The organism is Peribacillus sp. NJ11, from assembly GCF_030348405.1.
In the GTDB taxonomy this organism is placed as follows: domain Bacteria; phylum Bacillota; class Bacilli; order Bacillales; family DSM-1321; genus Peribacillus.
The window spans coordinates 4,010,250-4,033,738 of the sequence record NZ_JAUCFO010000001.1 but is presented as its reverse complement, the minus strand read 5'-3'; the positions used below and the strand labels follow the sequence as shown (position 1 = coordinate 4,033,738).

At 36.6% G+C, this 23,489-nt stretch carries 23 protein-coding genes; 16 read left to right on the top strand and 7 right to left on the bottom strand.

The window, feature by feature from the left end:
- Window positions 1-7: 7 nt before the first annotated feature.
- Window positions 8-1,807, top strand: coding sequence for a S9 family peptidase (locus QUF86_RS19835; protein ID WP_289335339.1), 1,800 nt, complete (start codon window positions 8-10; stop codon window positions 1,805-1,807).
- Between the two features lie 57 nt (window positions 1,808-1,864).
- Here QUF86_RS19835 and QUF86_RS19830 read toward each other — a convergent pair whose 3' ends face one another.
- Window positions 1,865-2,629, bottom strand: a complete 765-nt coding sequence (locus tag QUF86_RS19830; RefSeq protein WP_289335337.1) for a class I SAM-dependent methyltransferase — start codon at window positions 2,627-2,629, stop codon at window positions 1,865-1,867.
- A gap of 175 nt (window positions 2,630-2,804) precedes the next feature.
- On the opposite strand from QUF86_RS19830, the gene QUF86_RS19825 reads away from it, so the two are divergent.
- On the top strand, window positions 2,805-3,065 hold the full coding sequence (locus QUF86_RS19825; RefSeq protein ID WP_289335335.1) for a hypothetical protein: 261 nt from the start codon (window positions 2,805-2,807) through the stop codon (window positions 3,063-3,065).
- Window positions 3,066-3,348: 283 nt separating this feature from the next.
- Here the strand turns inward: QUF86_RS19825 and QUF86_RS19820 are convergent, their stop codons facing one another.
- Entirely contained in the window at window positions 3,349-3,987 is a 639-nt protein-coding gene (locus QUF86_RS19820) for a formylglycine-generating enzyme family protein (RefSeq protein ID WP_289336262.1), read from the bottom strand.
- 373 nt (window positions 3,988-4,360) lie between these two features.
- Between QUF86_RS19820 and QUF86_RS19815 the strand changes: the two genes are divergently transcribed.
- The 5 genes from QUF86_RS19815 to QUF86_RS19795 all read left to right on the top strand — a co-directional run bounded on the left by QUF86_RS19815 (window position 4,361) and on the right by QUF86_RS19795 (window position 8,563).
- Window positions 4,361-5,158, top strand: coding sequence for a DUF2935 domain-containing protein (locus QUF86_RS19815; RefSeq protein ID WP_289335333.1), 798 nt, complete (start codon window positions 4,361-4,363; stop codon window positions 5,156-5,158).
- Window positions 5,159-5,390: 232 nt separating this feature from the next.
- Window positions 5,391-6,041 (top strand): GntR family transcriptional regulator, encoded by a 651-nt coding sequence (locus tag QUF86_RS19810; protein WP_289316449.1) that lies wholly within the window; start codon window positions 5,391-5,393, stop codon window positions 6,039-6,041.
- A 113-nt stretch (window positions 6,042-6,154) separates the two neighbouring features.
- Window positions 6,155-6,943 (top strand): SDR family NAD(P)-dependent oxidoreductase, encoded by a 789-nt coding sequence (locus QUF86_RS19805; RefSeq protein ID WP_289335332.1) that lies wholly within the window; start codon window positions 6,155-6,157, stop codon window positions 6,941-6,943.
- A 33-nt stretch (window positions 6,944-6,976) separates the two neighbouring features.
- A complete protein-coding gene (locus QUF86_RS19800) occupies window positions 6,977-7,729 on the top strand; it encodes an SDR family NAD(P)-dependent oxidoreductase (protein ID WP_289316447.1) in 753 nt (250 codons plus the stop codon).
- A 48-nt stretch (window positions 7,730-7,777) separates the two neighbouring features.
- Entirely contained in the window at window positions 7,778-8,563 is a 786-nt protein-coding gene (locus QUF86_RS19795) for a glucose 1-dehydrogenase (RefSeq protein ID WP_289335331.1), read from the top strand.
- A 247-nt stretch (window positions 8,564-8,810) separates the two neighbouring features.
- On the opposite strand, the gene QUF86_RS19790 is transcribed toward QUF86_RS19795, so the two are convergent.
- Complete coding sequence (locus tag QUF86_RS19790) at window positions 8,811-8,966, bottom strand: DUF4021 domain-containing protein (protein ID WP_289316445.1); 156 nt, start codon at window positions 8,964-8,966, stop codon at window positions 8,811-8,813.
- Between the two features lie 219 nt (window positions 8,967-9,185).
- Here QUF86_RS19790 and QUF86_RS19785 point away from each other — a divergent pair, with 219 nt between their 5' ends.
- A complete protein-coding gene (locus tag QUF86_RS19785; protein ID WP_289335330.1) occupies window positions 9,186-9,833 on the top strand; it encodes a lysozyme family protein in 648 nt (215 codons plus the stop codon).
- An 89-nt stretch (window positions 9,834-9,922) separates the two neighbouring features.
- Here QUF86_RS19785 and QUF86_RS19780 read toward each other — a convergent pair whose 3' ends face one another.
- Entirely contained in the window at window positions 9,923-10,474 is a 552-nt protein-coding gene (locus tag QUF86_RS19780; protein WP_289335328.1) for a ribonuclease FAU-1 family protein, read from the bottom strand.
- A gap of 449 nt (window positions 10,475-10,923) precedes the next feature.
- On the opposite strand from QUF86_RS19780, the gene QUF86_RS19775 reads away from it, so the two are divergent.
- From QUF86_RS19775 to QUF86_RS19755, 6 genes are all read left to right on the top strand, one after another.
- Window positions 10,924-11,784 (top strand): metallophosphoesterase, encoded by an 861-nt coding sequence (locus tag QUF86_RS19775; RefSeq protein WP_483313927.1) that lies wholly within the window; start codon window positions 10,924-10,926, stop codon window positions 11,782-11,784.
- 425 nt (window positions 11,785-12,209) lie between these two features.
- On the top strand, window positions 12,210-12,830 hold the full coding sequence (locus QUF86_RS28660) for a class I SAM-dependent methyltransferase (RefSeq protein WP_353957699.1): 621 nt from the start codon (window positions 12,210-12,212) through the stop codon (window positions 12,828-12,830).
- A gap of 605 nt (window positions 12,831-13,435) precedes the next feature.
- On the top strand, window positions 13,436-13,930 hold the full coding sequence (locus tag QUF86_RS19770) for a DinB family protein (RefSeq protein ID WP_289335327.1): 495 nt from the start codon (window positions 13,436-13,438) through the stop codon (window positions 13,928-13,930).
- 238 nt (window positions 13,931-14,168) lie between these two features.
- Window positions 14,169-15,116, top strand: a complete 948-nt coding sequence (locus QUF86_RS19765; RefSeq protein ID WP_289335326.1) for a hypothetical protein — start codon at window positions 14,169-14,171, stop codon at window positions 15,114-15,116.
- 587 nt (window positions 15,117-15,703) lie between these two features.
- Entirely contained in the window at window positions 15,704-16,156 is a 453-nt protein-coding gene (locus tag QUF86_RS19760) for a bleomycin resistance protein (protein WP_289336260.1), read from the top strand.
- A 237-nt stretch (window positions 16,157-16,393) separates the two neighbouring features.
- Window positions 16,394-18,709, top strand: coding sequence for an ABC transporter ATP-binding protein/permease (locus QUF86_RS19755; protein WP_289335325.1), 2,316 nt, complete (start codon window positions 16,394-16,396; stop codon window positions 18,707-18,709).
- Between the two features lie 290 nt (window positions 18,710-18,999).
- On the opposite strand, the gene QUF86_RS19750 is transcribed toward QUF86_RS19755, so the two are convergent.
- Together QUF86_RS19750 and QUF86_RS19745 are read right to left on the bottom strand one after the other, a co-directional pair.
- A complete protein-coding gene (locus QUF86_RS19750; RefSeq protein ID WP_289335324.1) occupies window positions 19,000-20,064 on the bottom strand; it encodes a HAMP domain-containing sensor histidine kinase in 1,065 nt (354 codons plus the stop codon).
- Complete coding sequence (locus QUF86_RS19745; RefSeq protein ID WP_289335323.1) at window positions 20,061-20,735, bottom strand: response regulator transcription factor; 675 nt, start codon at window positions 20,733-20,735, stop codon at window positions 20,061-20,063. Before QUF86_RS19745 ends, QUF86_RS19750 begins: the two co-directional genes overlap by 4 nt.
- 643 nt (window positions 20,736-21,378) lie before the next feature.
- Between QUF86_RS19745 and QUF86_RS19740 the strand changes: the two genes are divergently transcribed.
- Together QUF86_RS19740 and QUF86_RS19735 are read left to right on the top strand one after the other, a co-directional pair.
- Window positions 21,379-22,035 (top strand): CatB-related O-acetyltransferase, encoded by a 657-nt coding sequence (locus QUF86_RS19740; RefSeq protein ID WP_289316437.1) that lies wholly within the window; start codon window positions 21,379-21,381, stop codon window positions 22,033-22,035.
- Window positions 22,036-22,329: 294 nt separating this feature from the next.
- Window positions 22,330-22,731, top strand: coding sequence for a GNAT family N-acetyltransferase (locus QUF86_RS19735; protein ID WP_483313926.1), 402 nt, complete (start codon window positions 22,330-22,332; stop codon window positions 22,729-22,731).
- 301 nt (window positions 22,732-23,032) lie between these two features.
- Here the strand turns inward: QUF86_RS19735 and QUF86_RS19730 are convergent, their stop codons facing one another.
- Entirely contained in the window at window positions 23,033-23,413 is a 381-nt protein-coding gene (locus QUF86_RS19730; RefSeq protein WP_289316435.1) for a hypothetical protein, read from the bottom strand.
- Between the last annotated feature and the right edge of the window lie 76 nt (window positions 23,414-23,489).

Here is a 23,489-nt window from a genome sequence, read left to right as displayed (position 1 = left end):
TGCCATGATGATCACTTTTCCCAAACCTGATGTTGAGCAATTTTTACGAACTTTTTCCATTACTGATTTTGTAGTAAGTCCAAATGAAAAACATCTGGTCTTCAGTACGAATTTGAGTGGCAAGTATAATTTATGGGGAATGGATTTGCCGAACTGTTTTCCTTATCCACTTACATCCATTGATCAAAGCTGCCATGAGCTGTTATTTGATAAACAGAGCCGGTTTATAATTGCTGGTTTCGATCAAGATGGTAACGAAAATACCCAGTTTTACGGAGTTCCCTTGAAGGGCGGGCAAATGAAGGAAATCGTCCACCATGAAAATACACGTAATTTCATGCCAATTCTATCGAATGATGGCAAAAAACTCTATTATACGACATCAAGGGGAAATCCTTCCTTTCTAAATTCCTATTATTTAGATTTAGAATCAGGACAGGAAACACACGTCCTGGAGGGGAAAGATGCAGCGACCTATATCCTTGGTTTTAGTCCCGATGAAAAAACCTTTCTTTATCACAAACACTATGCAAATACATATTCCCTTCTCTATGCAAAAAGCGGGAACGAACATGTCCTGCTCACGCCGCCCACCGAGAAACAACACACAGTGAATGATGGTGTTTTTGTTTCAAATTCGATGATATATTTATTAACTGATTATGATTCGGATTTTACCTATTTGGCTTCATACAACCTTGAAACAAACCGATTCATTAAAATTAAAGAATTGGAGAATGAGAGTTTTACTGCGATGAAATATAGTAAAGAGAATCAACTATTATACGTAACCAGTCAAAAGGGTGTAGAGGATCAGTTATATGAGTTCAATCTGCAAAATGAAGATTGGAGAAATATCCCTGTGCCATGCAGCGTCATTAATAAACTTGAGGTCGCTGCATCAGGCACGCTTTACTTATTTGGCATGAGCGCAACCAAGCCTCATAATATTTATAAAAAATCAGTTGATGAGTGGGTATCATTAACTAAATATACGGTTCCTGGCGTCGATTCTAATGAATTGGTCGAACCGGACATCATTACATACCCATCCTTTGATGGCTTGGAGATCGAATCGTTATTTTTTAGGCCAAACAAAGAAAATGATAATGGTGAAGTCATTTTTTGGCCTCATGGAGGACCTCAGGCAGCAGAAAGGAAATTCTTCAGAGCTTCATTTCAATTTTTCCTGAATCACGGTTACAGTATTTTTGCGCCAAACTTCCGGGGTTCTACTGGCTATGGGTTGGAATTTATGAAAATGGTAGAGGGAGATTGGGGAAATGGACCACGACTTGATAATGTAGCCGGCCTTGATTGGCTGATTGAACAAGGACATGCACAAAAAGGGAACATTCTATTGATGGGTGGAAGCTTCGGCGGGTATATGGCACTTCTGCTACACGGACGCCATGCGGATTATTTTAAGGCCGTTGTCGATATTTTCGGGCCATCCAATCTATTCTCATTTATCAATTCCGTTCCAGAAGACTGGAAGCCCGTTATGGATCAGTGGGTAGGAAATCCGGAAAAAGATAAGGAAAAACTAATCGAGTATTCGCCTATCACCTATTTGGAATCCATGATAAAACCAATGCTTGTCATTCAAGGAGCAAACGATCCCCGCGTCGTCAAAGAGGAATCAGATCAAATCGTTCAAGCATTGAAGGACAAAGGAAGAGATGTCGAGTATATGCTTCTAACAGATGAAGGACATGGTTTTTCCAAAAAAGAAAATGAAATTGCCGTCTATCGAAAAATACTCTCATTCTTAAATCGATTCGCTGGAGTGACGGAGAAGGGATAACCCGCATCAAAATATTTCATTTATTTACAATTGACTTGGAAACCCTGCCACTCACTTTCAAAGTGATGAGCAGGGTTTTTCATGTTGGAGAGCTGGATGTTCTTTTTTGGATGATTTACTTGCTCTGTATACTCTATAACCGAGGCTGTTTCCGTAAGACAAAATTAGGCGGTAATGTTCGTCCATGACTCGTTTCAAGGATTCATTCAAAGGCTGAATGGGGCTACTTGATGCTGAAGAATTCAATAATCCCTCTAAGACGGTACTCGATCTCAAGATTTTTAGATCTGTAAATCCGTTTTGTTGGAAGGCCTTTAACCATTCGGATTGCGTCAATACTTCTCTTAAATTATAAAAGTTCATGATTTCTTTTTTTGAGGCAGAATCAAGGCTGGTTTCTGCTGTCATATCAATAGATAACAAAGTTCCTTCTAGTTTAAGGACCCTATAAAATTCACTGAGTGATTTTTGTATATCAGTGAATGCAGTCGTAGATTCGGCTATGATAAAATCAAAAGAATTATTGTCAAAAGGCAGTTCTTCTATTGAAGACTTATATAGGTCAATGCTTAAGTTAGCTTGTTGGAATCTTTTTTTTGCATGTTTGACCATCTCAGGGTGATTATCAAGCGCGGATATTTGGCAAAGAAACGTTTTTTCCAAATAAGCTGAGGTTTGCCCTGTCCCGCATCCGGCATCAAGGATTATAGACGTATGATCGATTTTTTCATTTTTCAAGAGTTGCTTAGTCAGTTCAAATCCACCAGGGTGTGCCCCTTCAATTCCAAATATGGCTAGTGCGTCTTGGTATGAATGGTTCATGGCTTAATCTCCTTTGGTACATGTATAAAAGTATTTTATGCTTTGGTTTCAAAGAGTGTTTTACCATTGACAAGGAATATGGGAAAGACTTTTAAAGGATTGGTGGGTATTTAATCCATGCAGGCTAGTCCCCGAATGCATACGATGTAGAATCGACTAACAAGGGGAGTGCAAAATGGGATATCATAATTATTATCATAAATGCAGGCAAGGTGTTGGAAGACCGGTTGAAATTCGGACAAGTAGAGGAACCGTACATCGGGGAATCATACATCGGGTTACGTCGAACCGTGTATATATTCGTCCATTTGACGGTAGCGGAAACCTTGGGGGTTTTGGTTATGGAGGTTTTAATGCAGGATATGGTTGGGGTGCCGCAAATGGATTTGCCTTTGGTGCAATTGCATCTTTAGTCTTTCTCGCATTTCTCTGGTAATCGAATGATGAAAATAAAAAAACCTGAAAAATTATCAGGTTTTTTATTTTGTACCCATCGGTTCCCTACAAATAAACTGGAAATGAAAATGAATAGATGTACGACAAAGATACATGTAAAACGGGTCATCTTTTTGGATTTTAATCTTTGATGCGTCTCATTTTGGAATGAACCCAGTTCTATTTTTGTTACATCACAAATACATACAGCTGATCTCTCTGTTTTCCCTCCTGTTATCCGCAAGAAAAACTGTGAAGCCTTGAATGAAGTTGGTTTACTGAAGTTAAAAAGACCGGGCAAGACGGAATCCTAGGTCGTCTATGCAAAATGTCGGATGGCTGCGCCGACGACATGAAGCTCCACAACCCCTGGCATCCTCAGCCCAGCTACCTCCTCGAAAAATACGGTAGGTGCCGTACACTTGTTCATCATATAAATCCCAACACCATTCCCAAACATTCCCTAACATATCATGCAACCCCCAATGGTTCGGTTCCTTTGTTCCTACTTCATGGATTATGCCCCCTGAATTTTCGTTATACCAGGCAATCTTATTCAGCTCTCCGTATCTATAACCAGCAGTCCCGGCTTTACACGCGTGTTGCCACTCTGCTTCTGAAGGAAGTCGAAAACCGTTGGATTCCCAATCACAAACAATGTTTTCGCCATTTTTAGAATAACACTCTCCCAGTCCAGCTTTCTGTGAAAGTAGATTACAAAAAAAAATTGCATCATTCCAAGAAATATTGACAACAGGTTTTAGATTTCGATCAAAAGAATTAGGTGATTTATTTGTGATAGCATAGTAGAGATCCGAAGTAACAGGATAACGGGCAAGAAGGAACGGTCTTATTTCTGCTTTCCATTTGCTTTTAATTCTATCGTCCCTTAATTCTATTTCTCCCCCAGGAATTTTCACCATTCGATAGTCAATGTAACTCATTATTTCCTTTGACAATCTACCTTCCTCCAAATGATCATAATTTTACAAATTTTACCACAATTAGAACCGTTAAATCAATACAAATATTATGTTTGTATTGGCAGATAACTTCCAGGGAGTTAAATAAGTACTAAAACCGTTTTTGAAGAAGGTATGCACACGTTTGATTCACTGAGGGTAGACGGGATCTTGTACTGCAATCAGGATTTCAATGTCTATGAACATTGATGCGGGTAAAGGATCAAGTTTAAGCTTCGTTACGTCCCCATCCAATTTATATTAATAAGTTTGTAGATTTAAGAATACAAATTATAAGTGAGCTTTCGATAACTTAATTTATGGGGGAGAGCGAATGAACGAGTTTTTGGAGAAAACAGCAAGATTCGAGCATCGTTTTTGGCTGCAAATCTTAGGGGACCATGCCAGGTTCATCCATGAGTCTTTAGCTCCGGTTGAAGTGGAAAACATTGATATTGCCTCAGAATTCATTCGAGTTTTTGATACTCTCCTTGGTAAAGCCAATTCGGAGGAGATTTCGCAACTTACTGCCATGGCAGAATCTGAGGCGTTAAGACTTCGTGAGTTTAAGCTATGCCTTTTAAAAGAGCATCTGGTAGGTAAAATTAAAATACATCTTTCACCTACATTCCTAAATCATATGGTGAACGAATTAGAAGAATATTTAAGATTATTGAAATACTTCAATTCAAATCAAATGCCGCCGGTTTTTCATGAACTCCAGCATCATTTGATTTGGCTGTTAGATGCGGTAGGGCATGCAGGTGCAATATCATCCAATTTGGATGAAGTTGAAAAAAGATTAAAGGAGAAAAGTGACCAATATAAAAAACATTTTAATGATTTTTATATAAAAGCGGTTGAGATGGCTGGATATTTACGAACCAATTTGTCAACATTCCCAGCATTGGAAAAAATGAATGCGGACGTCACATTGGAGATTAAACTCTTTCAGCACTTTCTGCTTGAATTGGAGGAACTTGAGCTTAGTGCACAGGCTCTTGGAACGCTTTCCCCATTAATGGCAGAGCATATGTGGCGTGAAGAATGTTATTATTTAACCAAACTCGCTGAATCGACAAACACAGAAAAGCCAAACTGCGATCCGGCAAAACCGAGGCTCGTGGATTAATATAGTGCCTATGGAGCCCTTCTATTAGTCGGGCTCTCAGTTTGTCGACAAAATGGAGCGGATTTCTGAAAAAAACTTTGTCAACAGTCTGGGTTTTACCCATAGGACATGGTTTAAGACGTTTTGGTTGTTTCCATTACGGGTGCTATAAATTTATAAGGAAGTTAATTCCTATCAATATGATATACTAAAATGACTAAAATTAATTATAGAAGTATAGGAGTGCTGAAAGATGTTTGGAAATACTTCCAATTTGACGGATGGCATTTATTTTGGAGAATCGCTGCCACAACAAATCGCTAAACACATTTTAAAAAAAATCATTGAAGGGGAAATAGAAGCTGGAGAGAAAATCGTCGAAGAAGACATTTCCAAAGAATTGAATACGAGCCGTGCACCAGTACGCGAAGCCCTTTATCTATTGCAGGTTGACGGGATTGTTGAGAGAATACCGAGGCGGGGAACGATCGTCAAGCCATTTTCACAAAAGGAAATCATTGAATATAATGATGTTACGATCGGGCTGATCCAGATGGGCATTGATTTTTCCCAAGGGAAGTGGCACGCAGAAAATAAGCAATCATTACGAAAGCATTTGGAAAGTGCAACGAATGAGTGTGAAAAAAGTAATGTAATCGAGTATCAAAAAAGGGCAACACAGATATTTCGATATATTTTTTCAATCGCTGAAAACAAAGCATTATCAAGATTTTTTGAAGAGGCCAGTCATATCCTCATGGTTTTTGCCCAAAGTCAATGGAGTATAGAAACAATGGAAAATTTTCATTTTAGTTTAAAAATGTCCATTGAGGCCATTCTCGAAGGCGATTTCATTAAAGCAAAAAGTGAAATTCATGAAGCCTTGAATCGTGGAGTGATGTAGAGTCTTTGACTCTAAAACTAAATTGTCGACAATCGACAAAGATAATGTTATGATGTAACCGTATTCAATAAAGAATATCATCACGAAGATCAAAGGGAGAAAGGGAGAATACTATGCAAACATTTGATTTTACAGAAAAAGTAGCAATTATTACCGGTGGCGGCGGGGGTATCGGCCAGGCAGCGTCTATTACACTTTCAGAAAATGGAGCCAAGGTGGTTGTTGTAGACCTTTCCGAAGAGGCTGGCATGCTAACGGTAAATAAGATCAAAGAAAAAGGCGGCGAAGCGAAATTCGTTAAAGCCGATGTTACAAAGGAAGACGATATAAAAAATTATGTTCAAAAAACGATAGATTTCTATGGGAAAATCGATATTTTCCTGAATAATGCAGGGTGGGAAGGCAAAATAATGCCGCTTATCGACTATCCTGCTGAGGTTTTCGATCAATTAATGTCAATAAATGTACGCGGTGTTTTCTTGGGCTTGAAACATGTATTGCCCCATATGATTGAACAAAAAAGCGGGGCGATCGTGAATACTGCTTCAGGAGCTGGTTTACTGGCAACGCCAAACATGGTGGCATATGGCGCAAGTAAACATGCGGTTCTTGGAATGACGAAAACAGCTGGTGTCGAAGTTGCTCCCCATGGTGTCCGGGTGAATGCCGTTTGCCCAGGTGTGGTCAATACCGCAATGATGCGTTCGATTGAAAGCGGATTTGGTCAAGGTGATTCCGCGGCAGCTGAAAAGGCTAGAAAACAGCTGGAAGCAACAACTCCTGATGGCCGTTATGCCGAACCGCAGGAAATTGCAAATCTAATGATGTACTTAGTATCCGATCTTGCCAGCCACATTACGGGTCAAGAACTTGTAATCGACGGCGGGGCCATTTTAATCTGATCAGCAAAAACTTTATTATAGGGGGACGAATAGATGAGTTTAAAAGGAAAGGTCATAATAATTACAGGAGCAGGCAGCGGAATTGGAAAGGAAACGGCATATAAATTAGCTGAACAGGGAGCTATTGTCGTAGCGGCTGATTACAATGATGTTGCGGCTAAGGAAACTGCGGAGATCATTCAACAAAAGGGAGGCACGGCATCTTTTGTGAAAGTCGATGTAGCTAAAGCGGAAGAAGTGGAAGCGATGGTCGAAGCTGCAATCGCCAATCATGGCACCATCAATGGCATTTTCAACAACGCTGGAATTGGACTAGTAAAACCATTTTTGGAGATGGATCCAGAGTCATACCACAGAGTCGTGGATGTTGACCAACACGGCGTTTATTATGGCATGTATTATGCAGCAAGGAAAATGGTGGAGCTTGGTGTAACAGGCGCCACGATCGTTAATACAGCCTCAATATATGGGACGATGGTTTCTATTGGCAGCTTTAATTACCATGCTGCAAAAGCTGCAGTCATCGCCATGACCAAATCTGGAGCAATTGAACTTGCGCAATATGGGATTCGTGTTGTCGGTGTGGCACCAGGTTTTATCGAAACACCGATCATTGGTGACGATCAAGAGTTCCTGGACAGTTTGGCACAACTCCATATGAGGAAAAAATTGATTCAGCCAGAAAAAGTTGCAGAAGTAGTAACCTTCTTGTTCTCTGAAAAAGCGGATGCCATTAATGGACAAGTCATTCCTGTTGATGATGGATTCTTAAGCTTTAAGGGGTAATCAGTATAATCAAATAGATTTTCGATAACTTAAAAAGGGAGTTTTGACATGAGCAATCGATTCGATGGCAAAGTTGTAATCATTACTGGGGCAGGATCAGGCTTAGGACAAGCGGCCGCATTGGAAATGGCTAAAGAAGGGGCTAAACTTTCATTAATTGATTTAAACGATGCATCTTTGGAAGTGACAAAAAAATTAATCTTAGAAATTGCACCAAAATCCGACGTGCTTCTGATTACTGCAGATGTATCGGATGAAGAAGCAGTAAAGAACTATGTATACCAAACAGTCAGCAAATATGGTAGAGTCGATGGATTCTATAATAATGCGGGTATCGAAGGCAAACAGGCCCCAATGGCTGAATACGATAGCAAAGTTTTCAACAAAGTAACGGACATCAATATCAATGGTGTATTCTATGGTATGAAATACATTCTGCCAATCATGAAAGAACAAGGATCAGGGGCAGTGGTGAACGTGGCTTCCGTAGGTGGAATTCGTGCTGTGCTTAACCAAAGTGCGTACGTTGCAAGTAAACATGCTGTAGCAGGCTTAACAAAAACAGCTGCCATAGAATATGGTCAATATGGAATCAGCATAAATGCCATTGCACCAGGAGTAATCTTAACAGCGATGGTAGAAGGTTCATTCAGGCAAATAGGCGGAGAGAATTGGGAAGAAGCAATGGCGGATTTCGTCAGTGTGAATCCTAAGAAACGCTTCGGTAAACCTGAAGAAGTCGGCCGTTTAGTCGCGTTCCTCTTATCAGGGGAATCAGAGTTCATCAACGGGGTAGTCATTCCGATTGATGGCGGACAATCTTCACAATACTAATTAAGCAAAGGGAGTGACTGTATTAGGTCACTCCCTTTTTAATGGTATCCTTAATAGTTAGTGACCAAACGTATTCAAATTTGGAAAAAACGAAGACTTGCTGGGTTTTCGTTTTTTTGCATATTCAAAAATCAGTTCATATGAAACAAAATACGACCCTTTAGAATAGATTCAATAAGCTCATAACGGATGAACTCATAAAAAAACGCTATATAAGGCGCTTAACATACATTAAAGATACCAATCTTTACTTTTCTTTATCGTGAAGCTTATCTTCATAATCTGTTTCCAACATACCATACAGACCATTCATTTCTTGTTCATCAGGATCTGCCCCAAACTCATTTCTATATTTTTTCTTTTTATCATCATGGATTTCTTCTTTTTCAATCTCCTTGTCCATACATACCACCTCCAACCAATATGGTGTCTCATTGTCCGAATAAATATACGTGAGTGAGCTTAGGTACATTAGGTTTGACACTAAGGTCAGAAATGGAAGATTGATTACTAATTTCATTAATCTCATTTTATTGAACTATTAATTGGTATTCTAAATAGTTATTACTCTTACTATTTGTTAAGATATAAATATATAACTTAGAGATAACGGAGAGAGAATGTGAAGAAGAAACGTAAGAAATCAAAGAATTTTTTTGTCATTTTTATCCTGATTTTCGTATTTTTGCTCATAAAGGAAATCATGCAAACCCCCTATTCCGAAAATGTTTCCACATCAGTAAATACGCTTGATTCTTTTGCGAACGTGAAAAAGTATAGTTCACTTCTACGTGACGAGTTGGCTAAGTACGGACTAGAGGAGCATACTTCGACATTGATTGCTTTGATGCAGCAGGAAAGCCGAGGACGGGGCGGTGACCCAATGCAGGCATCCGAGTCAGCGGGGCTTGATCCAAATACAATCACAGATCCAACGGAAAGCATTAAGTATGGGGTAAAACATTTTAAGAGGATCAATGAATATGGCAATGAAAAGGGCGTGGATTTTGCCACGATCATTCAAGCATATAACATGGGAATTGGTTATATTGATTTCGTTGCTAATGAAGGGGGCAAGCATAATGAAGAGCTTGCGAAGAAGTTCTCCATGCTTCAGGTAGAAAAAAACCCCACGCTCTATGATTGCGGGGGAGACAAAGAGAATTTCCGATATCCATATTGCTACGGTGATTACTCATACAGTGCGAAGGTATCCAAGAACATTGAGGTTCTTTCCGACAGTCTATCGGCTCAAGCTGATGGTGAGTGAGTGAGAACAAAAAACCTACTTCAGTAAGTAGGCTTTTTGTTTATGGTAATGGTTTTCGTGTAGTGAAATTCAAAGAATCAAAACCAATGTCATCTCTTGTTCAACCATGGAAGAAGGTCATAATGTTTATAGAGTTTCACTGATTCTGAAATGGTTTGTGTTAGAAGACTATCGATGGAATTAAGTAAAGAGTTTAGGGCTTGTTTAACAGAACCGTTCTCAAATTGGTCTAATGGCACAGGTAACTCATCTTCGTCCAAAATAAAGTAATTCCCATTAGGAAGAACCAAAATATCAATGATTAAATCTTCAAAGGATACCAATCTATCCGTCATATATGTATTTTTTACAATATTGAAATAGGAACCTAGATAATTCCCTTCATTATCCCTCCAAATGTAGAGATTATAAGGGCGATCCTTCCAATAATAAGCAATCGTATAACTGCCTATAGGAATGGTTAATTTTATAGAACCTGCTTTCATCGTGAACGAATCCATGATTTCATGAAAAAGCACGACATGTGGATTTTGTGCTTTTAACAGCATACAGTTATGTTCTACTACTATGGAGTCGTAGCGGGTTTTTCTTTCTAGTATTTCATCGCCACGTTGAAGTGCTAGTGTAAATATATTGTCCATCGTTTCTATTTCTCCCTTAAAACTATGCCATTATACTTAAGAAGGTTTTACTTTTCTAATAGGGGTATCGCCAAATACCCATCAAGCTAAGGCAAATCATTACCCCAAAAACAAAAAAACGCTATTCTTTCTGTAATATCATGGAAAGATTGGTGTTTTTTTATGTGCTCGTGAGATTTCAGACGAACTTACTCTTTTCACAGGAACTGACAACGATCTTTGTCTCCACAAGCTCTCCAAGAAAGAGCTAGCCAAAAAGTAGGAGTACTTTCCTGACACAGTTATGTAGTTGTCAATCTTCAACGGGAGTCTTGATAAGTCCTGAAGGACTCAATCAACAATTTAATCCCTCGGCTGTCTGGTTCTTACGAACGTTTTAACTTCCTTTATTTTCATTTTACTTTCTTTTTCTCAATCCTTATACTGATTTAAAGGAAGGAGGAAATAGTTTGATTTTTTTATTCTTTATGTTGATATTTCTCGTTTATTTTATATATAGGGCGAATAAAAATACACATGAGGCAATCGTTAACACCGTAGCTCCCGTTTCTGCAAATGTGTCTACCCCCAACAGTTCTAATCTACGCGTTCTTCAATTATCAGATATGCATTTAGAAAACTTATCGATTTCTCCGGAAAAACTATATAATCAATTAAAGCAAGAGAATTTTGATTTAATTGCTTTAACGGGCGACTATTTAGATCGAACGAAAAGTATTCCTAAAATAATTCCTTATCTAGAAGTAATACAACAACTTAATCCAAAATATGGCATATATGCAGTCTTCGGAAATCATGATTATATTTTACGAGAGGACAGTTTTGGACGTTTAAAGGAATTGTTTGAACAATATGATATCAAAACGATGCAAAATCAGAATGATACGATTTTTGTGGAAGGAAACTTAATTTATATTATCGGAATTGATGATTACCATACAAAAAGAAGCAACTTAAGCTTAGCATATAATGGATTGATAGAAAAAGGTTATCGACTTGTTTTAACTCATGATCCCAACCTTGTTCTACAAATGGAAAAGTTCCACTTTGATTATCTACTTGCTGGACATTTTCATGGCGGTCAAATTTGTTGGCCGAAACCGTACCACTTAAGAAAGTTTGGAAAACTTGTTCGTCTAAACTTAATTAAGGGGCTTATTCATTACCAAGGGAAAGTTTTCTATATCAATGAGGGACTTGGACAAACCTTGTTTAATATTCGTATAGGGAGCAGACCGGAAATTACTATTCATGAACTAACAATTAATAAATCTTTAACAAGTACAGAGGAACATGGGTTTTCTATTTAGTTTGAATCTAAAAGTGCAAAAACAAGAAATTTTTCCTTAGTATTTTTTCGAAAGTTCCGTCACCTTCACCTCTTTGAGGTGAAGGTCTTATTATATTTTCCACTATTGCTCGAGATATGATATGAACATGTTGTCCAAAATTTGAAAAAGGTTATTATTTTAAGTTATATTGGTCAACTAAAGCCAAGGTTAAGTCTATTGGAAATTATTTTCCGGTATGAAGCATCTACAAGTATACATATTAGAAATGCTCTACAAGCGTCTATCAAAAGAACGGGTTGGTCAAGTTTTCGAAAATCATCGTTAGTACTCATTTATTATCAGAAAGTTATGTAGATATTCCACCATTATAGAAATAGGAAAGCCATTTTTATATTTGGCTTTTTTGCATAATTTTGAATGAAGAAAGGAATTTTAATTAAGAAATCTTAGCGAAAGTTGGTGAAGGGCGTATTTTAACTGAATTTTTTCCGCAATTATATCATAACTTAGTACGTCCTAAGTGGTTTACAGAGAAGTATATACATCTTTACTTACAAGAGGAATTTGAATTTAATGATAAAACTGTCTTAGATTTCGGTTCCGGTACAGGGGTAAACTGCACTTTATTTTCTCCTGAACGTTATATGGGAGTAGAACCTGACCAAAAAAGAGTTATGTATTCGAAAAAGCTATATTCAAATTATGAATTCAAAGTTTTAGAAGAATATTCTCTGCCAGTTGAAAATGAAAGTATTGATTATATTCTTATTATTTCCGTGTTACATCACATCTCTTGTGCTGACATAAAAATGTATACGGAAGAATTTAAGCGAGTATTAAAACCAAATGGGAGAGTCATTGCAATTGAGCCTTGCATATACCAGCATAAGCCTCTTTGTAACATCATTATGAACTGGTTAGATCAAGGACGTTTTATAAGAGATGAGAAAGGGTATATAGATATTTTTCATAAGAACGGTTATAAATGCGATGTTTTAAAGCGTTTTACAAAATGTTTCGTATACAACGAACTATTTTTCTCGGCCTGCTTAAAAAAATATTAGAAAAAAATTCTAACATCGATAATTTTAGTTTATGTTGAAGCTGTCCCATCGCCATAAGCTAAGGTGAATTTGTATCCCCATAACCAAAAAAACGCTATTCTTGCTGTAGAAATATACTGGAAGGATGGTATTTTCTATGGGTTTTTCTATTTCACGAAATGAATCTCTTTTCTCAGGAACTTCAAAACTCCTTCATCTTCTCTTAAGAATTAGCTAAAGAAATAAATGTCGGCTGAACCCCAAATAGTGATAAAGAATCGAAAAGAGTGCTTTTACTGGGTTGAGAAGAAAAAGGAATATAGGACGAAGAAAGTTAAAACAACTATTTTTTGAACACTGTTCCATTTCAGAACGCTGTTATGTGTGTTTAGAGTATTAAGATTAAACAACTTTATTGTATGTGAACATTGTGCAATATTGTACTTAAACTAACGGGTGCGTTAGCTGAAGATCGGAGCTGTCTTTAAGGCAGCTTTTTCTTATGGAACTAAAGGGGCAGATTAGCTTAATAAGAACAGGACAATCAATATACTATGTAGAATATAATAAGATGACATTGTTTAAGATTTAGGAAAAACAGTCTATAAAAATTAGGAGTGTTTGTTATGGTTCATGCAAAAGATGTTTTATCGAATCAGTTGTTGGCAAATGCTAATGACCCAAGTTGGTACCTACCATTTTCAGATTCAGTAGAAAGATTGTCTGAGGAATATGCATTTTGGAAGCCAAACGAAGAAAGTAATAGTATTGCTGAAATTGTGCAGCATCTACTATATTGGAATCAAACATGGCAAACAAGGTACCAAAAATCTCACGTTGATGCTGTGCCTTCAATAGGAAATAATAATAACAGCTTTATTATTCCTGAAAATCATACTTTTGCTGACTTAAAAAAACAACTATTAGAGGTGCTTTTACGTTGGCAAGAGCTATTATCTGAAGAAAAAGTTGAGAGAGAAGTTAATGGTTATCCTGGACACGTGAAATGGTGGGCAATACTCGGAAATGTGTCAACTCATAACGCATATCACATTGGTCAGATCATTTATATCCGGAAGTTGCAAAATAGCTGGAAAATAGATGCAGGAGTAGATAAATAAATAAAAGTTGCACTAGTGCCTACTTGAACTAACGGGTGCTTTACTTCAATAAGGGGTTGCTGCGGTAGCCTTTTTCTAATGGAACTATCGGGGCGGCAGTATAGTTGAAAATATTGTGTAGTTCAATAGATAAGGGGGGGATTGAGTTTGAAAGTCGATTTATTTTATATTTGGATAATTAACGATTAAATCATAATATATAATAAATGATGAAATTGAAGGTGATTATTAGAAAGAGATGGATAATAGAATTCTGGGGGAGGGGCTTTCAATCATTTCCCAATGCAAAAAGGAAACAGGAGACATTTGGCAAGCCCATTTTGGTGCTGCAGCTATTGCTAGTTATTTTTTTGTTAAGGATAATGGCCTGGCTAAAAAGTTGTCACATAACATATTTTCGCAGTCGAGAGCTATGATAGAAAAAAATTGTGTGATGAATAGGAAACAGTACCATTCTGGGTGCGATTTAGAAATAGCTGCTAACATCATACTTGAGACACTTGATAAAACAATCGATCACCTCCACTGGGTTGGCCATAACGTTATTTATAGTGCAGTAAGTTTATTGGCCATTCGTGAACTTAAAGGGTGGGGATCAAGTGACGATCTTTTAGGAATTTCCAATCTCATTCTCTCATTCGAAAAAACAATTCCAGGACGTTCATGGATTGGCTTTTCGGCTTCTGAAGTCAAAAGGTTGGAAATAACAAAAGAAGATTACATTCCAATAATTGAAAATGCAAATGAACTCTCGTATTTTGTGCTAGAACAATTATCGGATTTCCCAATCATATATCGAGCAGAATCACACCATGACTTGATTGGTCATATGATTACTTTTTCTCATGCATTGAACATTTTATTTGACCTAGGCCACATTTCATTTTTCAAGAGAGGTCTACCACCTCTTCTCAAACTGATAAAAGTTCTTCGAAATAGTCTCCACGTTAAACCAGGTGATTCCATAAAGTTGATCTCACCAGTTGATTATCTACCGTTACAAAAGGCAGACCGTTCGAAATTTTTACCAACCGAGTACAAGTTTTGGACAAAAGACTATAGCCAGAATAATTGGGATTTTGGACACATCTTTAAATTTTCTTTTAGTTTTTACGATCATTTACGGCGAGTGGAGAGAGTGAACGCTTCATACATCGAAAATTTTCGGTATATTATCAATCAATAGTTTAACTAACTTGACACGTAATCTTAATACTGATATATGAATTCTTTCATATAAAGTTCTTCAACAATACCAGCTAATATGAGTAGCTTAGTTATAGGTGCTTTACTTTAATAAGAGAGGTTGCTGAGGCAGCCTTTTTCTTATGGCACTAACGGGGCAGGTTAGGTGAAGAGGAGTATCCTTGATACGTGTAGAATTACATAAATCAAAGCTAAAGGAAGGAATTAAAAATGGATAAGGAAAAACAATTAGTTATTCGCGGTAATAAAATTAAAAGATAATACACCTAGATTATTTCTTAAATATAAATTTGTAATTTACCCCATAGTTTTAATTGGTTTGTCTTATTTCTTTATAGAAAACAATGATTTATATTCTTTTGTTATTGCTTTTAAAATTATCACAACCTATATTTTGCCTTGGGGTATTTTCTATTGTTTGATTCAAATAATGAGAAAAATAAAATAAGCAATGTGCGTAAGTCAAGTTAGAGCTGCTATTAAAGCAGCTTTTTCTTTATGCAACTATAGGGGCAGGATAATTCAATAAGGAATGATATAGAATAGAGGGTGCTAACAACATTGGAAATGGAGATAGATATGATGTTTAGACTAAATTCATTAGTACCAGAGTTATCAGTTTCAGATATAAATAAAAGTCTTAATTTTTATTTAAACATTCTCTCGTTTAAGTTAGAGTATCAACGTCCAGAAGATAAGTTCGCTATGTTATCACTAAACGACTGTCAAATTATGATTGAAGAGATAAATGGCTATTGGCAGACTGGGGAGTTATCATATCCTTTTGGGAGGGGAATTAACTTTCAAATAACGGTAAGTGATATTAACGAAATATATAAAAGTCTAAGAATGTATCAGTATCTGATTAAGATAGAAATTCAGGAGAATTGGTATAGAGCAGATACTAAATTAGTAGGTCAGAAGGAATTTTTAATCATGGACCCAGACGGATATTTATTAAGGTTCGTCCAAAGCTTGGGGGAAAGAGAAAATGAAGGAGATCCAGCTGTTGGTGATTAACTAGTTTTCATGGTGTAGTTTTATAAAAAAGATTGATCATTTAAAACAAAGTTCGATTATTTAAAATAAAGATTGATCATTTGTAATAAAGTTTGATTAAATTCTGTGATTGCGGGATTTTTTCTTTAACGAACGGGGAGTTTAGTCGGTCATAGTTTTTTATTAGTTATTAATTATAAAAGTTTATTTTCAGTTTATATTTCTCCTTTACAGTAAGAGAAGAAGGAGGAATGAAATTTGTTAGAGTTAGTCAATATAAGTAAAGTTTATAAAACAGAAAACTTTGAACAAGTTGCTTTAGATAGGGTGAATATTGCATTTCGCAAAAGTGAATTTGTTTCTATTTTAGGTCCTAGTGGTTCAGGAAAAACGACCTGTTTAAATATAATTGGAGGTTTAGACCGATATACTTCTGGTGACTTGAAAATTAATGGGCGCTCAAGTACTTCTTTTAAAGCCGAAGATTGGGATGCTTATCGAAATAATACTGTTGGTTTTATTTTTCAAAACTATAACCTTATTTCTCATTTACCAGTCATTGATAATGTGGAAATGGGGATGACTTTAAGTGGCGTTAACTCGGCAGAGCGACGCAATAGAGCTAAAGAAGTATTAGTAAAGGTGGGGCTGGAACCTCACCTTTACAAAAAACCCAATCAATTATCCGGTGGCCAAATGCAACGTGTAGCAATTGCACGAGCGCTCGCTAATAATCCCGAAATTATATTAGCTGATGAGCCAACTGGAGCATTAGATACTGAAACAAGTGTTCAAATTATGGAATTGATTAAGGAAATAGCAAAAGAAAAACTGGTTATTATGGTCACTCATAATCCTGAACTAGCTGAAGAGTATTCAGATCGTATTATCCAATTCTCAGATGGACAAATAAAGAATGACTCACACCCTTACCAAGAGGTAGAACATTCGAATGACTACCAATTAAAAAGGACAAGTATGAGTTTTTTGACAGCTTTAAAAAGTTCCGGTAGAAATGTGATTACAAAGAAATGGCGTACAGGATTAACTGCATTTGCATCAAGTGTAGGAATCATCGGAGTGGCACTAGTGCTTGCACTTTCCAATGGTTTCAGCGAAAAAATTTCGGAATATGAATCACAAATTGTGTCAGGTTATCCCATTACCATAAGTAATGGTAAAGTGACCTCGATTCCAACACAACCAGTGGTAGTAGATAACGAGGAAACCAAAGAATATTCAAACAAGGAATCAATAATTGCATATAATTCAAAGGAAGAAACATCGGGGCAGAAAATACACGAGAATGTATTATCTTCTGAATATATTGATTATGTGAATAAAATTGATGAAGAGTATATAAATGGAATTTCCACAACAAGATCTGTTTCACTACCTATTCTAAAAACAGAAGACAATGTCGCAACGAAGTTAAATATGAATAATGTAAGTTTTACAACTTATCCAGTGTCAGATCATGATTCTGATTCAACTGCATATCTAGAAAAGAATTTTGACTTGTTAGAAGGTTCGTTCCCTTCAAAGGAAACAGACTTACTGTTAGTGGTAGATGAATATAACCGAATTGAAGAAACTGCCTTAAAAGAACTAGGGTTCGATAGAAAAGAAATTTCACTAAAAGACGTGATTGGTTCTGAATATAAGTTACTTCCCAATGACCTATATTATATTAAATCAGGAGATACCTTTGCGGTAAATGGGAACCCAGCAGACTTGTCAAATCTTTATAAAAATGAAAAGGGCAAAACCTTAAAGATTTCTGGTGTCATTCGATTAAAAGAGGATGCAACTGTTTCTAAATTACCTAGTGGTATTGTATATTCAGACCAGTTAACACAAGACTTAATTGCAGAGGCCCAAGAGTCTGAAATCGTTAAAGTACAGGATTCGGTAGATTATAATGTCTTAACAGGTGAATTGTTAAGTGAGGAAACAGGATCAAATCAAATTACTAAAGATAATATGTTAAGTATGCTTGGAGCATCTTCTATTCCAACATCTATTTCCATTTATCCTATGAATTTGGATGCGAAAGACTCAATAAAATCTTATTTGGATAAATGGAATGAAAAAGTCTCCGAGGATAAGAAAATAGAATACTCTGATATGGCTAGTATGATGACAAATATGATAGGTTCAATCGTGGATATGATTAGTTACGTATTGATTGCATTTGCTTCTATTTCACTAGTTGTTTCGATGATTATGATTGGGATCATTGTCTATGTTTCTGTTCTAGAAAGAACAAAGGAAATTGGTGTTTTGCGTGCTCTTGGGGCGAGAACAAAAGATATCTCCAGATTATTTAATGCCGAAACATTTATTATTGGTGCTGCCTCTGGCATTATTGGTGTTGGTATTACGTATTTATTAACAATTCCAATAAATAAGATCATTTATCATCTGACAGATTTTGATAATGTGGCACATTTAAATCCATTACATGCCGGTATTTTAATCGCACTAAGTATTGTTTTGACATTGATTGGCGGACTTTTACCTTCTAAGATGGCAGCCAAAAAAGACCCTGTGACAGCGTTAAGAAGTGAATAATGATACAACTGAAATAAGGTTTATGTTGTTCAGTTAATTTAATTGGCATAAAAGCATTTGAAAAGAATGCAACATATTAATTATAGGAAGGTGTGGATTTGCGAAGATCAACAAAAAATCTCACGGAGTGTTCCCAAAAAGGGTGCTATTGTGGAAAATCGAAGGTAGAAGATGATCAAACTTTATTTCAAAGCAACAGTAGGTTCGGTTGAATAAAACATGAAATAAAGGAAAATAGTAATAGTTAAAAGCCCAAATTCTCCATTAATACTGAGAATTTGGGCTTTACGTTATTTTAGGTTAACGGAAAATGTGCTACCATTATCTACTTCACTTTGCACATGAATGTTTCCACCGCATAGTTCCACTATACGTTTTACAATTGAAAGTCCTAATCCACTTCCTGCTTTGGAATGAGATGTATCACCTTGGTAAAATTTATCGAAAATATGAGCTTTTGTCTGATCATCCATACCGGGGCCATTATCCTGAATAACAAACAGAATACTGTTATTTGCTTTTGTAAGACTAATATTTATTAATCCACCCTGATAAGAAAATTTAATGGCATTATCTAAAAGATTAAGCCAAATTTGCTGTGTCAAGTCTTCGTTTCCGCTATAAATCACTTTATCTAACTCTACATTTACGGTAAGCTCTTTTGCAGACCATTTGGATTCCATTAAAACTATTGTCTTTCTTATCTGTTCGTCCAGCCTGAATGTGGCTTTATCAGTAATAATTTCAAGATTCTCATACTTGGATAGAGTGAGAACACTGGTGGAAAGGTCAGCTAAACGTTCTGATTCCTTAATGATAATGTCAAGATACTCCTGTCTATCTTCCTCACTAAGATTATTTTCCTTGAGTAGCTTTGCAAAACCACGTAGAGATACAATAGGTGTTTTAAATTCATGGGAAAAATTATTAACAAAATCACTTCTCAATGTTTCAATACTCGAAAGTTCTTGGGTCATTTTATTAAAGCTCTGAGACAGCTCCTCCAATTCTCCAACGCCTTTTATATCTACCTTAACGCTAAAGTCACCACCGGCCACCTTATGTATGGCATCTATTACTTTGCGGATCGGGTTCAGCGCTTTTTTGCTAAGAAATGCAGTAAATGCCGTTCCGAGTAAAATACAAAAGCCCAAAAAATAAAGTACTGGAAGTACGTGGAATTCGAGGATTTGACTGTTACCCTGAGCAGTCCGGTTAGAAGAAGATATAATGTCCATGTACTGTAGTAGTATGGTAATTCCACCGGCCACCAGAAATGTTGTCGTCAAAACTCCGAACACAAACATAACCAATGTAATAGCAAGACTCAGACGCTTCTTAAAAAATTCTTTCATGCTTTTTTCACTGCCTTGTAGCCAAGACCACGTACCGTAAGAATTTCAAACTCTGGCCAATCACGAAATTTGTCTCGTAAGCGATTAATATGAACATTGAGTGTGCTGTCATCGGTTTCAGATTCTACTCCCCAGATCTCATCCATAAGCTGTAAACGGGTAAAAATCATGTTCGGGTATGAAAGCAACTTAAATAAAAGGTAAAACTCTTTTTGTGGCAGCGTTATAACCTTATCTTCAAGGGAGACGGTATGGGCATCATAATCGAGAACAACTTTGCCGACGGATAGTTTGTGTTCGCTTGCAATCTTTGATCTGCGGAGAAGCGCTTTAATACGAAGTACCATCTCCTGTTCGTCTACTGGCTTTGTCATATAATCATCTGTTCCTACTAGGAATCCTTTCCTTTTGTCTTTTGGCTCCTGCTTAGCTGTAACCATTAATATAGGTAGATGTTCCCAGGAGAGTCTAAGTAGACGGGTTAATTCATAACCGTCCATTTTTGGCATCATTAAATCAACCACCACTAAATCAAAGTGCTGCTTATCCATTAAATTAAGCGCTAGGATAGCGTCCTTTGCTCCGTATGTTTCAAAACCATTTTGCTTTAATACAGCGCACATTAGCTTTCTGGTATTTGTATCATCTTCAACAACTAATATTTTAAACATATAAAATGCCTCCATATAGTTAGATTACATAATAAACTATACCTTTAAAATATAAACTGAAAATTAACTACTTAGCTCTATTCTTATTTTTTCTTTTTTTAAATCATGGATAACTAAGAAATGAACCATTTAATGAACCGTTTTAGAATTTGGATTATAAAGCAAACACTGTTATATATGGACTTTTGACAACTTTTGATCAACCTTTTTTATAAAAATTGTATACTAATTCACAAGAAGATAACCCATTTTAATCAATCTTTTTTCAAAATGGATTCTCTTAGTTTGCTCCTAAACAAAGCTTAGCAACATCCTTTTGATCAAACATTATTTCAAGGCTACACATGGAAAACTGAATGCACTAATTGTATCTCGGTAATGAACTAACGGGTGCGTTAGTTCATTACAAGGAGCTGATCAGCAGCTCCTTTTCTTATGCAACTATCGGGGCAGGTTAGCGTAGTGTCTTCGGACTGTGAGGTAAGATTTGACGAACAGATGATTCGTTTGTTACAATCTCCCCATCAAATAGGAAAAGGATGAGGACGATGGTTCGTCGTTTGAAACGGTTTAAGAATGTTGCTACGGCATTAAGCTTCTAAGTAAAAAAATGATTTATACTACTTAGAAGCGAGGGAAAAGAATGAAACAACATCGATTTAACCACTGGTCTGAAATTAAGTATCTAAAGGATATTGTCACCAACCCAATGATTGAAGTAGGGAAATACTCCTACTATTCTGGTTATTACGATAATCATGATTTTGAAGATGGGTGCGTTAGATACCTATGGGGAGATGAAAAATCAAGAAAGTTATTTAACCCCATCGAAGACCATGGATGGCATTTAGATAAGTTGATTATAGGAAATTACGTATGCATTGCAAGTGGTGTAATTATTTTAATGGGTGGAAATCACAATCATCATCCTGAATGGATTACCGTGTATCCGTTTGTGGAGCAGATTGAAACTTCTTACGAACCAAAAGGGGATACAATCATCGAGAGTGATGCCTGGATTGGCATGAATGCAATGATTATGCCCGGTGTGACAATAGGTGAAGGTGCCATTGTTGCGGCTGGATCGGTTGTTGCCAAAGATGTCCCACCATATACGATAGTAGGCGGCAACCCTGCTAAAGAGATAAAGAAACGCTTTACAGACAAAGAAATCGAAAAGTTAAAGGAAATGCGTTGGTTCGATTGGGAACGTGAGAAAATTGATCGAGCCAGTCATATCTTGTCCAGTTCCTCTATTAATCAATTATATGACTTTTATCAAAGGGAAATAAAACCATAACGGTTTAATTTTAGATCACCTCATTGAATAAAAACGAATAAGTTTAATAAGCCATAGTCTCTTCTTAATAGCTAATTAAGAAGAGACTATTTTTTTTATGAAAACTCATCACCGCACAGTTTGTGTCAACTCTACAATAAGTCTTAATGAACTAACGGGTGCGTTAGCTGAAGATCGGAGCTGTCTTTAAGGCAGCTTTTTCTTTATGCAACTAAAGGGACGGGTTAGTTGAATAAGGTATTTCAGTGTCAGTAGTGAATTTAATAAAGTGGTAATTTCTGATTATGATTAGAGGTGAAATTTAAGAAAGTACATTTGAAATGTGTTACGAGAGAAAATTGGGAAGAGGCATTAGCATTGAAAGTTAAGAAACAGCAAAGTAACTTTGTACCGCCAGTAGCCGCATCACTTGCCAAAGTTTATATTAAACCAGACGGAGATAACATTGTTTATTTGCCCTTTGCCATCTATGACAAAGAGTTAATGGTCGGTTTTATCATGCATGCTTACGATGAAAATACGACGAATATGTATTGGTTTAACGGATTCATTATTGATGAGAGTTATCAGGGTAAAGGATATGGTAGGGCGGCACTGTCTGAGATGGTTCATTGGATAGCAAATAGGTTTACCATTTGTAAAGAAATTCGTCTAACCGTATTTAAAGATAATGAAAATGCTTGTGAATTATATTAACGTTTTGGCTTTCTTCCCACAGGAGATGTATATGGAGAAGAAGATGTGTGGTTTCTTCCTATAAATTAACTATGTTTCTTATTGAACTCCCTCAGTTTAAGGGGGAGCGTCAGGAAAATGTGTATGTACACCGTTAAGCATATTTTCCTGGCGATTACCCTGATTTTAACACCATTAAGAAAGTCTTAATGGTCTTGACGAAACTACTGAGACAACATCTTCTAAATTAAAGGAGAGGAATAAATAAATAAACCCTTCTATTCGCTGCCGGAGGCTTGTTTGTCGCTATTAGGAATTAGGATTATTTCTTATAGATTACTACAAGCATCCATATAGCCAAAGCACCAACGATAGCAAGTGCTATACGTGTAGATAGTATCCGTACTTCAAAGTCGGTTTTCTTGGATGGTTCAGGATATGCAATTACATAAATCCCCTTTAATAGTGAGAGCCATGCAATGACTGTGATGAATCCCCGCCAGTTGAGTGCCCATACATTATGCAGGATAACAGTGCCTAACCCTAGGAAAATCGATAGAAAGCCATACATAATCCCAAATCCTCTGTCCTCGACCACTAATCTTTTCAGTTCACGTAGTACTGATGGACGTACGAAAAGTATTCCCGATATGATAATCGTCATCCATCCCCAAAACAGTCCTAAAAAGGTACTTGCTTCCATTATCATCTCACTCCTTTCAATTATATTTATATTTCAGGTATTTCCCCTTTTAGAACATTGCATTGACGTAATTGAT